The organism is Anabaena sp. FACHB-83, from assembly GCF_014697485.1.
Taxonomy (GTDB): domain Bacteria; phylum Cyanobacteriota; class Cyanobacteriia; order Cyanobacteriales; family Nostocaceae; genus Nostoc_B.
This window is the reverse complement of the sequence record NZ_JACJRY010000003.1, coordinates 409588-421627: the sequence shown is the minus strand read 5'-3', so window position 1 is coordinate 421627 and position 12040 is coordinate 409588. Positions and strand designations below refer to the sequence as shown.

Annotated in this window: 13 protein-coding genes, 1 tRNA gene and 1 pseudogene; 11 read left to right on the top strand and 4 right to left on the bottom strand. The window is 42.5% G+C overall.

From position 1 onward, the window contains the following. A pseudogene (locus H6G79_RS06005) lies at positions 1–113 on the bottom strand (photosystem II D2 protein (photosystem q(a) protein)); the annotation flags it as partial. A 395-nt stretch (positions 114–508) separates the two neighbouring features. Here H6G79_RS06005 and H6G79_RS06000 point away from each other — a divergent pair. The 5 genes from H6G79_RS06000 to H6G79_RS05980 all read left to right on the top strand — a co-directional run bounded on the left by H6G79_RS06000 (position 509) and on the right by H6G79_RS05980 (position 3788). After that, a complete protein-coding gene (locus tag H6G79_RS06000; RefSeq protein ID WP_190591678.1) occupies positions 509–781 on the top strand; it encodes a hypothetical protein in 273 nt (90 codons plus the stop codon). A gap of 9 nt (positions 782–790) precedes the next feature. Then, positions 791–1468: an ABC transporter ATP-binding protein gene (locus H6G79_RS05995; protein ID WP_190591677.1), complete on the top strand. Its 678-nt coding sequence runs from the start codon at positions 791–793 to the stop codon at positions 1466–1468. Between the two features lie 320 nt (positions 1469–1788). Next, complete coding sequence (locus H6G79_RS05990) at positions 1789–2340, top strand: NYN domain-containing protein (RefSeq protein ID WP_190591676.1); 552 nt, start codon at positions 1789–1791, stop codon at positions 2338–2340. Between the two features lie 146 nt (positions 2341–2486). Further along, a tRNA-Asn gene (locus H6G79_RS05985) sits at positions 2487–2558 on the top strand. Between the two features lie 24 nt (positions 2559–2582). After that, on the top strand, positions 2583–3788 hold the full coding sequence (locus tag H6G79_RS05980; RefSeq protein WP_190591675.1) for an aminotransferase class V-fold PLP-dependent enzyme: 1206 nt from the start codon (positions 2583–2585) through the stop codon (positions 3786–3788). Between the two features lie 57 nt (positions 3789–3845). Here the strand turns inward: H6G79_RS05980 and H6G79_RS05975 are convergent, their stop codons facing one another. Further along, a complete protein-coding gene (locus tag H6G79_RS05975) occupies positions 3846–4328 on the bottom strand; it encodes a DUF937 domain-containing protein (protein WP_190591674.1) in 483 nt (160 codons plus the stop codon). 189 nt (positions 4329–4517) lie between these two features. Here H6G79_RS05975 and H6G79_RS05970 point away from each other — a divergent pair, with 189 nt between their 5' ends. Continuing rightward, positions 4518–4841 carry a DUF1825 family protein gene (locus tag H6G79_RS05970; protein ID WP_062292641.1) on the top strand — a complete coding sequence of 108 codons (324 nt, stop codon included), beginning with the start codon at positions 4518–4520 and terminating at the stop codon, positions 4839–4841. Between the two features lie 159 nt (positions 4842–5000). Here H6G79_RS05970 and H6G79_RS05965 read toward each other — a convergent pair whose 3' ends face one another. After that, entirely contained in the window at positions 5001–6923 is a 1923-nt protein-coding gene (locus H6G79_RS05965; RefSeq protein ID WP_190591673.1) for a transglycosylase domain-containing protein, read from the bottom strand. A gap of 174 nt (positions 6924–7097) precedes the next feature. Here H6G79_RS05965 and tyrS point away from each other — a divergent pair, with 174 nt between their 5' ends. From tyrS to cpdA, 5 genes are all read left to right on the top strand, one after another. Beyond that, positions 7098–8294 (top strand): tyrosine--tRNA ligase, encoded by a 1197-nt coding sequence (tyrS, locus tag H6G79_RS05960; protein ID WP_190591685.1) that lies wholly within the window; start codon positions 7098–7100, stop codon positions 8292–8294. Positions 8295–8336: 42 nt separating this feature from the next. Then, positions 8337–8510, top strand: coding sequence for a hypothetical protein (locus H6G79_RS05955; RefSeq protein ID WP_242048203.1), 174 nt, complete (start codon positions 8337–8339; stop codon positions 8508–8510). A gap of 17 nt (positions 8511–8527) precedes the next feature. Then, positions 8528–9235, top strand: a complete 708-nt coding sequence (gene pyrF, locus H6G79_RS05950; protein WP_190591672.1) for an orotidine-5'-phosphate decarboxylase — start codon at positions 8528–8530, stop codon at positions 9233–9235. A gap of 312 nt (positions 9236–9547) precedes the next feature. Continuing rightward, complete coding sequence (locus H6G79_RS05945; protein WP_190591671.1) at positions 9548–10153, top strand: hypothetical protein; 606 nt, start codon at positions 9548–9550, stop codon at positions 10151–10153. A gap of 369 nt (positions 10154–10522) precedes the next feature. Continuing rightward, complete coding sequence (gene cpdA / locus H6G79_RS05940) at positions 10523–11320, top strand: 3',5'-cyclic-AMP phosphodiesterase (protein WP_190591684.1); 798 nt, start codon at positions 10523–10525, stop codon at positions 11318–11320. A gap of 79 nt (positions 11321–11399) precedes the next feature. Here cpdA and H6G79_RS05935 read toward each other — a convergent pair whose 3' ends face one another. Beyond that, positions 11400–11990, bottom strand: a complete 591-nt coding sequence (locus tag H6G79_RS05935; RefSeq protein ID WP_190591670.1) for a chromophore lyase CpcT/CpeT — start codon at positions 11988–11990, stop codon at positions 11400–11402. Positions 11991–12040 lie beyond the last annotated feature (50 nt).

Here is a 12040-nt window from a genome sequence, read left to right as displayed (position 1 = left end):
AATAGTAATATTCCTGACCAACCTACAAACACGAAGCGATCGCGCTTTAACCAGTCGTCTAGTACGTCAAACCACCCTCTTCTACTTGGGGCGCGTCCAACTGCGATGGTCATGAGAGTGAAACTCCAAATATTTTCTTATAAGTACAGTTCTGCTTGCAGGCTCTTTTGTAGCAGCCTCTTCAATGCAGATTTTTAACTGGTTTGTCAATCCAGTTTACAATTTTTTACTGACTCTAATAATTCTAGGTGAAAATCGTTAATTTTTCCAGGGGATTCTGAGTCAAATTTAATCTTTTGGGGAAGAGTCAGTGGTGATTAGGAAGTTGTGATTAGGGTTTGGGGAGATTTTTGACTTTCTAAACAACTCTCATTTAATACCGACGATAGGCAGTGCGCCGCCGAGTATGAATGAAAAAAACATTTTTCCCCACTCCCCACTCCCTATTCCCCACTCCCTCATTCTTGGACGCTAAAATGAGTCCACAGATATGTTTGATTAATCCTAAATGTTTACCATTGACATAAGTGTAAGAAACACCGCCTTCCCCATATCAGTTCAACGGAAGTCAACAGAAGACGCTGAGGCTGTCTACCAACTCATTTTGGCAGCGATGCGTTCTGGCAATCCTGATATTGTGGAACTCAAGTGTGAAGGTAAGACAGAGAAAAAAATCGCTGTTCGTGCTAGTGAAATTTCTGGGGTACAGATTATTCAGAAAGATGGTGTTAGCACTAGCAGTGGCAGACCACCTGGCTTTTTTGCCTTAGCAGGCGAGTAAGGTGTAGCAATGACGGAAGTGGGCATTCAAGTCAAAAACTTAAATTTCAATTGGCCTAGTGGTGAGGCGGCTATCAAGTCTTGTTCTCTAGCGGTTCCCAAAGGTGAATTTTGGATGCTTTTGGGTACTAATGGCAGTGGCAAATCAACTCTACTCCGACTCTTGGCGGGGCTGTTACAGCCCCAGTCTGGTGAAATTGGTGTTTTACCTCCTGTCGGTTTTGTGTTCCAAAATCCTGATCATCAATTAGTTATGCCAACGGTGGGTGCAGATGTGGCTTTTGGACTGGTGGAAGAAAAATTGCCGCCTGCTATGGTGAGAGCAAGAGTTGAAGAAGCTTTAGGGGCGGTAAATTTGCTGCAACTGCAATTACGCCCGATATATGCTTTGAGTGGGGGACAAAAACAACGTGTGGCGATTGCTGGTGCGATCGCTCGTCACTGTGAAATCTTATTATTAGATGAACCCACAGCTTTACTTGACCCTGATAGCCAATTAGATTTAGTGGCTGGTGTCCACCGCCTAGTCAAAAGTCGCGGTATTACAGCCTTGTGGGTAACTCACCGCCTGGATGAGTTGAATTACTGTGATGGGGCTTTTTTACTCGATAAAGGTTCTTTAGTTGATTGGGGTGAACCCCAACGCCTCAAACAACGATTAATGAAAGTGAATGATGAATCACCTTAAATGCTCAACTTAATTCATCAATAATTTTTAACATCTCTAACGCGCCTCATTAAAGGCGCGTTTACATTTGTAGGCAATTAGTATAGCAACCAATCAGCAGACAAAAGGCTTGCAAATACAGGGTTTTTTACCTCTAAATTGATTTAAGTAATTCTCTTTTTTGGTAACTGACTTCTGAAATTGAGAACTTTTTTGAGATAAATTTTGCAATCTCTTCGCATTATTTAGTGCTTTGTAACATAGTGTTACAGCGAATGCTTCAATTACTATAAAAGTTATGAATGGATTGTGTTAACTCTAGAAAATTGTGATTAAAAACCATGCCCCGTTCCTCAGTCCCAGCCGTTCTGTTGGTGGACGGTTACAACATAATTGGCGCTTGGCCTTGTCTGAAAAAAACCCGTGATAGTGCTGGTTTAGAAGCAGCACGTTGGGAACTGGTCGAAGCCATGATCGGTTACAGTGCTTTTCAAGGTTACGAAACTCAAATAGTTTTCGATGCTCAATATCATAACGCTTCTAGCAATAAAGAAGTGATTACAGAATTAGTTTCTGTTTACTACACTGATTTTGGGCAAACGGCAGATACTTACATCGAAAAAATTTGTGCTTCCTTGCGATCGCAGATAACTGCATCTCGAATTTCGCGGATGATTGTGGCTACCTCAGACAGAGCGCAACAATTAGTAGTACAAGGATACGGGGCGGAATGGTTATCAGCACAACAGCTTTGTAGTGCTGTCGAAACCACAGTTTGCCGAGTTCGCCAAAAATATCAAACTCGCAAAAAATCTAACAGTAGGTTTTTGGCTAGTGCCATTGATGATAAAGCGCGACAGAAGTTGGCTGCATTGCGTATGGGATTACAGTAACGCAACATCCATAAGTCTCTAATCTTCCTTCAGGCAGGGTTTTTAGTGACAATATTGGACAACATGAGACTTGAGAAAAAAATTAGCAAAAGTACTTGCCATTTCTTAGTGATTAAGCTACTATTAGAAATTGTGAGCGACAGCGTTCCTCAGTAGCTCAGCGGTAGAGCGATCGACTGTTAATCGATTGGTCACTGGTTCGAATCCAGTCTGGGGAGTTTTAAAAGTATGAAGGGTAAAGTATGAAGTGTGAAGAGTTAGGTTTCAAACTTCAATCTTCATCTTACCAAGGACTTTGGACACTAGACCCTAGCGTAGTGTTTCTTAATCATGGTTCTTATGGTGCTTGTCCAAAAGCGGTGTTAGCAGTGCAGCAGAGTTTGCGATCGCAGTTGGAACAAGACCCAGTAAATTTTTTTGGCAGAAAGTGGGAACCTTTATTAGACAATGCTCGCAGCCAATTGGCAGCTTTTATTCATGCTGATATCCAAGATTTAGTATTTGTCCCAAATGCGACAACTGGCGTAAATTCAGTGTTGCGTTCTTTACATTTTGCCCCCGATGACGAAATTCTGACGACTAACCATGAATACAACGCTTGTCGCAATGCTTTAAACTTTATTACGAGTCGCACGGGAGCGCGGGTAGTTGTAGCGCAGATTCCTTTCCCTGTGGAGTCGCCACAACAAATAATTGCCGCCGTATTAGAGCAAGTTTCACCTAAAACTCGTTTAGCATTACTAGACCATATAACTAGCCAGACAGGGTTAATTTTCCCCATAGCGCAGCTAGTCAAGGAATTACAGTTGCGGGGTGTTGAGACATTAATTGATGGCGCTCATGCACCAGGAATGATTGCCTTAAATATGGCAGAAATTGGGGCAACTTACTATACGGGGAACTGTCATAAATGGCTTTCTGCACCCAAGGGAGCCGCATTTTTGTATGTGCGGCGGGATAAACAAGCAGAAATTCATCCCCTGACAATTAGCCACGGTGCTAACTCACCACGCACTGATAAAAGCCGCTTTCAGTTGGAATTTGACTGGACAGGTACAGATGATCCCACAGCTTATATGTGCGTACCAGAAGCGATCGCTTTGATGGGTTCACTGTTACCCGGTGGTTGGGTAGAATTAATGCAGCGCAATCATCAGCTAGTTATCCAAGCTAGACAGTTACTTTGTACAATCCTACAAGTCCAACCACCTTGTCCAGCAGAAATGATCGGTTCAATGGCTGTTGTACCAATGCCTGTGAGTTTGGCAAATCAAAATCATATTTGGCTACATGATGAATTGTTGGATCAATTTGGTATTCAAGTACAAGTGGTTCCTTGGACTGAATCACCAGGAATGCTGATCAGGATTTCTGCACAGATTTACAATACTTTAGAGCAGTATGAGTATTTGGCAACAGCTCTAAAGTATTGTCTGAAACAAAATTAGTTTTGGATATTGACAAGCAAAACTAAATTAGTAAATTAAATTTGCAAATTAACTTGATTATCTACCGAGGTACTGACTAGCCAAGCGAATCGCGTCAGTAATATCAACATCGCCATCTCTATCTGCGTCTAAAAAAGCATTTAACACAGAATTACTACCACTCGATTGGAGAAAATTCAGCACTACTGGCACTATTGAAGGTAGTAATTGTTGAATAGTCCCAGCATCTAAACCAGTGCGTTGAGCAACCGCCTCAGCCACTTGTTGCTGCATTTCTCCAGAAAACAGCGAATCGACAGCTTGGGGATTAGGAGAAGTACCGGCATATTGGTTTACCAAAGCTTGGACTTCACCTTCGCCATTGGTAGCTTGCTTTTCTTGTAAAGAAGAGCGGACATAATTACCCACAATTCCCAAAACTGATTGGATTGTCGAGGCATCGGCACCAGTGCGATCGCTCAGTTGTTGTACAGTATTGATAATCCCCCCCAATTGATTGGTATTACCTACCGCACTGAGGATTTGGTCAAACAGTCCCATAAGTTTTTTCTCTCTGATTAATGACACCATCACATTAACAGAAAGTCGCTAAAGTCAAGTGTTGGAATCTCTGTGAAAAACCGTACTTTAACCGAAGTTTCTTTTCTCTAATCATCCCCTAGACTAGAATAAAAATATAAGCATCACTATAAGCTGCTGAGTGTCAGTACTCAGTTAAAGATAAGCAACATGGGATTCTTTGATTCTGAGATAGTGCAGCAAGAAGCAAAAGAGCTTTTTGAAGATTACCAAGCCCTCATTAAACTTGGTAATAGTTATGGCAAGTTTGACCGCGAAGGTAAAAAACTGTTTATTGAACAAATGGAAGCCATGATGGATCGCTATCGCATCTTTATGAAGCGATTTGAGCTATCAGAGGATTTCATGGCACAAATGACAGTAGAACAATTAAAAACTCAGCTTGGTCAGTTTGGCATCACTCCGCAACAGATGTTTGATCAAATGAACTTCACTTTAGAACGGATGAAAGCCGAACTGGAAAAACAACCCTAAAGATTTTGGATTTGAGATTTTAGATTTTGGATTGATTAAGTCATCCAAAATCCAAACTCTCAAGCTATTACAACAGGGCGGAAATCAAGATACCATTTCAAGTAAAAAGCTTTTAATATAAGCTTTTTGACTTTTGATTTTTGACTTCCGCGTAGCGATTTAGTTTCCTTTTGGACGAGGGAACTGGGAAGGCGGTTTGAAATTTTCTACTGGTACGCCTTTGAGAGCTTTAGTCATAAAATCTTTCCAGATGGGAGCTACCATGACACCCCCAGTAGCACCATGAGCTAATTGTCTGTTATCGTCTCTCCCTACCCAAACAGCAGTAGTTAGCTGGGGTACAGTACCAACAAACCAAATATCTTTTTCGGAAGATGTTGTCCCTGTTTTACCAGCCGCAGGGCGATCGATGGCGGCGTTTTTCCCCGTACCTTCGGTAATTACTGAACGCATAGTATCGATAATTGCTGCTGAAGCCCAAGGGTCAAGCACTAGCTGAGGCTTAGGCGTATTATCTAGCAATACATTGCCACTACTATCAGTAATCCGCGCAATAATTGTTGGCGGAGATTGCCAACCGTAGTTAGCAAAAGTCGCATAAGCACTAGTCATTTCCAAAGGTGTCACACCAATTGCACCTAAAGGTAAGGAAGTTACAGGTTCCATTGGACTCATAATTCCCAAAGTCCGGCAAACTTCTATAACTTTTGACATCCCCACAGTCTTACCCAGCTTAATCACCGGGATATTCCGAGATACTGATAAAGCCTTGCGAATCGACATCGCCCCGCCAAAGGTTCCATCATAGTTCCTGGGATAATACCAACCATTACCATCACGGTAACTCACTGGCGCATCAATGACAGTTGAGTCTGGCCCAAACTTACCAGTGGCAAAAGCAGCATAGTAAACAAACGGTTTAAAAGAAGAACCTGGTTGACGTAGTGCTTGAGTGGCGCGGTTAAACTCACTCACCTTGGGATCTACACCACCCACCAACGCTTTAATAAAATGGGTACGCGGATCAATGGCTACTAAAGCAATTTGGTTTTTATACAACCCTTGGCTTAAAAGAGTTTGATGCCATTTTTTCACAGTGTCTTCTGCCATCATTTGGAATTTAGCATCAACTGTAGTTTGGACGCGCATCCCGCCTTTGAGTAATGCGTCACGCCCAAACTTTTTCGCTAATTCCTGGGATACAGTATTAGAAACATAAGGTAAGGCGCTACCTTGGAAAGACCTGATTCTACCAAGTTTAATTTCTTGCTTTAACGCATCATCATATTCTTGCTGGGTGATCCATTTCAAATCCAGCATCCGCCCTAGCACTTCTTTTTGCTTTTGTTTTGCCAGCTTCATACTAGCAAAGGGGCTAAATTCTTCTGGGGCTTGAATTAAACCCGCCATCATAGCCGACTCTGCCAAGGTTAAGGTTTCGGCGGACTTATCAAAGTAACTGCGGGCGGCTGTTTGGACACCGTAATTATTGTGACCCCAATACACTTGATTGAGGTACATTTCTAAAATTTGGTCTTTGGTAAGAATTTGTTCTAAACGAATTGCTAAGACAGCCTCGGCTAATTTTCGAGTAATGGCGCGTTTTTGCGACAAAAACAAGTTTTTCACCAACTGCATGGTGATGGTAGAACCACCTTCTTTAACACCACCTGCAACGGCGTTAACTACAATGGCACGCCCAATACCTGTAGGATTAATCCCGTGGTGATAGTAAAAATGTCCATCTTCACTGGCGAGTACGGCTCGTTTTAAATTAGGTGAAATTCTATCTAATGGTACAACTTCGCGGTTAGCCTCCCCGTGGACGCTGGCCAGGAGTTTACCTTTAATGTCATAAATATAAGTTGTTTCTGAAGGCAAAAAGTTACGCAGTTGTCTGACATCGGGCAAATTGCGGAAACTAATCGCTAAACCTACCAGCCCTCCAGCTACAATAGAGCTTGTCAGCATGGTGATAGATAACAAAGTACCGCCAGTTATCTGACCAACGCCTTTCAAGAACTCAAAACCCGGTGAAGGCCGACGTTGTGGCTGCTTATTTTCAAGAGTCCTAGACGACACGGTGATATCACTTCCTCACTTGTAAATTTAACTGTAATTCATCGAAATGCAGCAAGGTGGTTAATTTTTTGCAATTATATTAGTTTGGCAGATGAAAAAACGGACAAGTTGCCAGTGAATGTAACCAACCTAACTTCTCAGATAAAAAGTTTAGTTAATAGCGAATCTCCTATTATGGCGCAAGATTTTTCTTGGCTGCATCGTGGAATAGTAGAAGTATTCCCCCAACCGACTGATATTAATAGCGAAATTGAAAGTTTAGAACAGCGTCTAGCAAATAGTAACAGACCTTTGAGGGTGAAATTGGGAATCGACCCTACGGGTGCTGATATTCACTTTGGTCATAGCATACCAGTGAGAAAACTGCGAGCGTTTCAAGATGCTGGTCATACGGCAGTCCTGATTATTGGTGATTTTACGGCTCGCATTGGTGATCCGACTGGGAAATCTGAGGTGCGTCGCCAGCTAACAGAGGCTGATGTGGCGCAAAATGCCCAGACTTACTTAGACCAAGTGCGTCCTATTTTGGATTTTGACACACCAGGACGGTTAGAGGTGCGTTATAACTCCGAATGGCTTTCCCAGCTTAATTTAGGAAAGATTTTGGAGTTACTGTCTACGATGACCGTGGGACAGATGTTAGCCAAGGAAGGGTTTGCTGAACGTTATAAAAAAGAGAATCCGATTTTCTTGCATGAGTTCCTTTATCCGTTGATGCAAGGCTATGATTCTGTTGCTGTTGAGGCTGATGTAGAACTTGGGGGAACTGACCAAAAGTTTAACATTGCTGTAGGACGAGATTTACAACGTTATTTTGGACAGAAGCCACAATTTGGGGTGCTGTTACCAATTTTAATTGGTACAGATGGCGTACAGAAAATGTCGAAGTCTCTGGGCAATTATGTTGGGTTGTCGGAACACCCAGGACAAAAATATCAGAAGTTACAAGGGGTTCCTGATAATTTGCTGGCACAGTATTTTGAACTGCTGACAGATTTACCTTTAGATAAATTGCCAGAAAACCCGCGCGATCGCCAGATGCTTTTAGCTTGGGAAGTAGTTAAACAATATCACGGCGAACAAGCTGCAAATGAAGCGAAAGAAGCAGCAAAAAGTGGCGGTAAGGAAGGTGCTGTTCCAGAATTTTCCCTTGCTGGTGTACCTCAGTTTCCGGCAAAGTTGGCTTTTATACTTGGTGCTTGTGGCTTGTGTAAAAGTACAGGCGAAGGACGGCGGAAAATTCAAGAAGGTGGTGTACGCTTGGATGGCGATCGCATTACCGATGTTGATACCACTTTTACAGAACCTAGTGAATTACACGGACGAGTATTGCAAGTGGGTAAGAACAAGTTTGTGCGTTTAGTTCCGTAAATTGAGGGAGTAGGGAATGGGGAGTTGGGAGTAGGGGGAAGTGTGGGGAGTGTGGGGAGTGTGGGAAGTGGGGGAAGTGTGGGAAGTGTAGGAAGTGTGGGGAGTGGGGGAAGTGTGGGAAGTGTGGGAAGTGTGGGAAGTGTGGGGAGTGTGGGGAGTGTGGGGAGTGTGGGAAGTGTGGGAAGTGTGGGAAGTGTGGGGAGTGGGGGGAAATAACCAAGGACAAATGACCAATGACTAATGACAAAATCATAGTGGCTTTGGATGTGCCGGATTTGGAGGGTGCGATCACTCTAATTGACAAGCTAGAATCAGTTAGTTTCTGGAAGGTTGGGTTAGAGTTGTTTACCAGCACTGGGCCGAGCATTTTAGAAATTTTAAAATCTCGGCAAAAGCGCATCTTTCTAGATTTAAAGTTTCATGATATTCCTAATACGGTGGCTGGAGCTTGTCGCAGTGCGGCGCGGTATGGGGTAGATTTGTTGACAATTCATGCAACCGCAGGTAAGGATGCACTCAAAGCCGCTACAGAAGCAGCTCAAACAGGCGCAACCCAAGCAGGTGTGCAACCACCAAAATTAATTGCTATTACGCTGCTGACGAGTATTTCAGCGCGACAATTGGCGTTTGATTTAAAAATTCCCCTAGAGTTGCCCGAATTTGCCCTAGAAATGGCATTAATGGCGCAAGAGTCAGGGTTAGATGGGGCGGTATGTTCACCCCAGGAAGTGGCGCAATTGCGCCAAACCTGTGGGGATGAGTTTTTATTCGTTTGTCCGGGTGTGCGTCCAAGTTGGGCTGATAAAGGAGATCAAAAGCGATCGCTCACCCCTTCCCAAGCCCTGCAAGCTGGTGCAAACTATTTAGTAATTGGTCGTCCCATCACTGCTGCGCCTGATCCTGAGTTAGCCTGGAAGCGAATTTCTGAGGAATTGAATTAGAGGCTGGAGGCTAGGGGCTAGTAAGTAGGGTGTGTTACGGCTATGCAAGAATTTTGGAACTTAAGACAGTGAGAATTAGCCGTAACGCACCATCTTTTTAGGTGTGTTTGGCGTTGATATAACGCGCATCTTGAAATTTAATACCAAATTGAAGAATGATTGCGACAAATGAATTGCCCAAAAGCTTACCAGTAAAGCCTGTCTCAATCCAAAATCTGTCTTGAAAAGTTTGCTCAAGTCGGGGAACCCGCCCACGCAACTTTTCGCAAAATCTAAAATCCAAAATGGTATAAGGTTTACTTACACAAAAGTATGAAAAAGTCTTTTCCCTACACCCCTACATCCCTACTCCCCCTCATCACTTCTACTTTCTGTCTAATAATTGCCCATACTGTTGATAACACTGCATTTTCTCAAGCCGCAGAGATAAATGTAAACTCTGTTTGCAAAGAAAAAAATCTCGAAACATTAACTACTCAACTGTTGCGCGATTTACCTAGTTATAGTAATCGTGCCAGTCAACGCGCTCGTCGGCGAACAAGAAGTAATGATTTGTTCAGCTATATGCTGTTAGCCGGTAGACCAGAATTTCAACCTTTACCACTAAATCCTGCTAGTGATGATCTCAATGAGCAGAAAAGTGCTAACTCAAAAGTCGAGCAGGTATTTTTTACCACCTTAGAACGACAGTATATAGAAAATAAAGCTATTGAATTACAAGAATTTCATTGGTTGTTTTTGACTCAAAATCAAAATGGCTGGTATTTGGTAACGATGTTGACACAAACTGGTGCTTCTAGGAATCAACAACCACCAACACCACCGCGTGATAGTAGTAATGGTACAGTCGCCCAAGGGATAAAAGCTTGGTTACGAGATTGTCGGGCGGGAAGTCTGCGAGAGACAGGAAGAAACTAAGGGCTGATGAGAGGGATGTTTTTTGTTTCGCGCCATTGCGCCTTTGCGCGAAACATCAATAGTTAACCTTATAGTCCACATTCCGCACCCAATCTCTGTGCGTAAGTCTTGTTACTTTTTCTATCTTAGGGTAGATGCAAAAAATTTTTGTTTAAAATTGTATTTTTATGTACAGACTTGAGTATAACAATTACTTAAAGACTGTTAACTCATTTTGAGCAGAAGCTTTGAATTTACAAGGTTAGTTGCCAAAATAATTATTAGGCACGCACTTAATATCAAGCTAGTTTTGCTACTTGAAGGTAAGTTGCGTGTTCTACCGATAATGAAAATCAGGGTACAGATACAAGTAGAGTGTGAGCAGTGAAGATAAATTATCTACCTCCCCTATCAATTGCTCAGGTAACGGATATACATCTGTTTGCCTCAGAAAATCATCAACTGCTGGGAATGCCTACCATTGAGTCTTTTAAGGTAGTTTTGGCACAATTGCAGGAGTTAAAATCCGAAATTGATTTACTACTGTTGACGGGAGATTTATCTGGGGATGGAACTTCCGAGTCTTATGAACATCTGCAAAGTTTAGTCAATCAACTACAAATACCTACTTACTGGCTACCAGGAAACCATGACTGTGCGATCGCAATGAATGAAATTCTTAACCTGAAAATGATTTCGCGGCGCAAGTCTTTTCAGCGTGGTCATTGGAATTTTATCTTACTAAACTCGGCTGTACCGGGCTATGTACATGGTCATCTTTCTGCGAATACTCTGAGTTGGTTAGAGTCGGAATTAATCAAACTAGGCGATAAACCCACATTAATAGCGTTACATCATCCGCCTTTTTTGATGAATTCTTTATGGTTAGATAGCAGTAGCCTGCAAAATCCTGAAGAATTTTTTGCAGTGATTGACCGTTACCCACAAGTTAAATTAGTTTTATTCGGTCATATTCATCAACAATTCCAACACCAACGCCGCAACGTCGGGTATTTAGGAACTCCCTCAACTTGTATTCAATTTCGTTCTCATAGTCCCACTTTTGCCATTGACGAAAAATCACCAGGATTTCGGCTGCTAAAACTATACCCCAGTGGTGTCTGGGAAACATCAATAGAAAGAGTTCCCTATTTTCACCCACTGGAGTTAGCCGCAACGGGATACTAGATAAGTTAAAAGTCAAAAGTTAAAAGTCAATATCTTGTCCCCCCTATCTACCTTGTCCCTCTAACTTCCCACTCAGCACTCAGCACTTAACTTCATCAGCAAAACTCGCCCACCGCACGAAGTAAAATGGCCCAGCGACGGAACCCCAGATATGTTCATCAGTTTCTAAGTCGCGTCCTCTGTCTAGGCTGATGAATTTTTCGTCGTCAATTTCAAATTCACTGTCTAGGTAAGTTTTTTGACCTTTACGGAACACAATACAGCCTTTTCCTGGTTCTACATAACCTTTAAAGCTGTTACCTGTCCATTCGACTATCATGTTACAGCCTGATAATTTCTCTAAGTCATTGGCTGTGATGGTTTTGAGGCGTTCTAAGTTACGGGATGCACCGTAGAATTTTTCTTCTTGTTTAACAGTGTAGTTTTCGATGTGGATGCGATCGCCTACGTTCAACAACTTTAACACCCGCAAGCGATAAGGGTCATTCAACAGATAGTCATAAGCTTGTTCTACAAAAAAACTGACCCCTGATAACAAGTCCAATGGTAAGGGACGCATACACACGCGGATATGTGCATAAAATGGCGGATTTTCAAAAGCCTGGGCTTGGTTGCTAAAATCAGCCGCCATCCATTTCGCTAAGGTTGCAATATCTGTAGAGCTTGTCATTTATAGATTATCTTTGGTTGCTTAAAAATCTCTTTGAGTATTTTAATGAA